The 976-nt window shown below is 46.3% G+C and carries 1 protein-coding gene; it reads right to left on the bottom strand.

Going from position 1 to position 976, the window contains the following annotated elements; translation table 11 throughout:
* Positions 1-30 precede the first annotated feature (30 nt).
* Positions 31-918 carry a carboxylating nicotinate-nucleotide diphosphorylase gene (nadC, locus tag R8O11_RS25590; protein ID WP_029839899.1) on the bottom strand — a complete coding sequence of 296 codons (888 nt, stop codon included), beginning with the start codon at positions 916-918 and terminating at the stop codon, positions 31-33.
* Positions 919-976: the final 58 nt, after the last annotated feature.

Genomic DNA, 976 nt, shown 5'->3' with positions numbered 1-976 from the left:
GTTGAAGTAATTTCAATTTTGTTGCTTGCGTTATTTGAAGCGCATCGAAAGATCCATCGCTTTTAGATGCTTAGTTAGTGCGCCTACGGAAATGTAATCGACGCCGGTTTCTGCGTATTCAGCGATAGTATCTAGAGTGATGTTGCCTGAGTTTTCTAAAGCGGCACGGCCTGCGTTAATCTCTACGGCTTCACGCATCATTTCTTTCGTGAAGTTATCTAGCATGATGATGTCGGCACCTGCGTCGATCGCTTCTTGTAGCTCAGCCAGGCTTTCTGTTTCTACTTCGACTGGTTTGCCAGGATTGAGATCTTTTGCTGTGGTGATTGCTTGAGTAATTCCGCCACAAGCGATGATGTGGTTTTCTTTGATGAGGTAAGCGTCGAACACACCGATACGATGGTTAAAACCGCCACCACAAGCAACGGCGTACTTCAGAGCACTTCGAAGACCCGGAATGGTTTTGCGTGTGTCTAACAAACGACAATCGGTATGCGCGATTTTTGCTGCATACTCAGCGGTTGTTGTTGCACAGCCAGAAAGGGTTTGAATAAAGTTCATTGCGTTGCGCTCACCCGTTAACAGGTCACGAGCTGGGCCAGTCAGCGTGCAAAGTGTTTGGTTTGGCTCGACTTTATCGCCATCTTTTACATGCCATTCGATAGTGACTTTGCCGCCAAGCTGTTTAAATACTTCATCTGCCCAAGCTTGACCACAAAACACACCGTGTTCACGAGTGATGATGGTTGCGGTATTCATTGCATCAGCAGGAATAAGAGATGCAGTGATATCTTGTGACGCATCCAACGTGCCACCTAGATCTTCTTTTAAGGTATCGGCGACAGAGCGGGTGATTTCTAAAGGAAGTTGTTGCTTGAGGTATTCTAGGCGTTCTTGGCTGTTGTGTGTGTTCTTCATCGCAAATCTTGTCTTGAAAGGGAGATGGCAACGAATGATACTCTCCGGTGTCAATAAT

It is taken from the genome of Vibrio sp. 1288 (assembly GCF_033344475.1).
The sequence above is the reverse complement of the archived record's forward strand: the minus strand, read 5'-3'. Positions and strand labels throughout refer to the sequence as shown.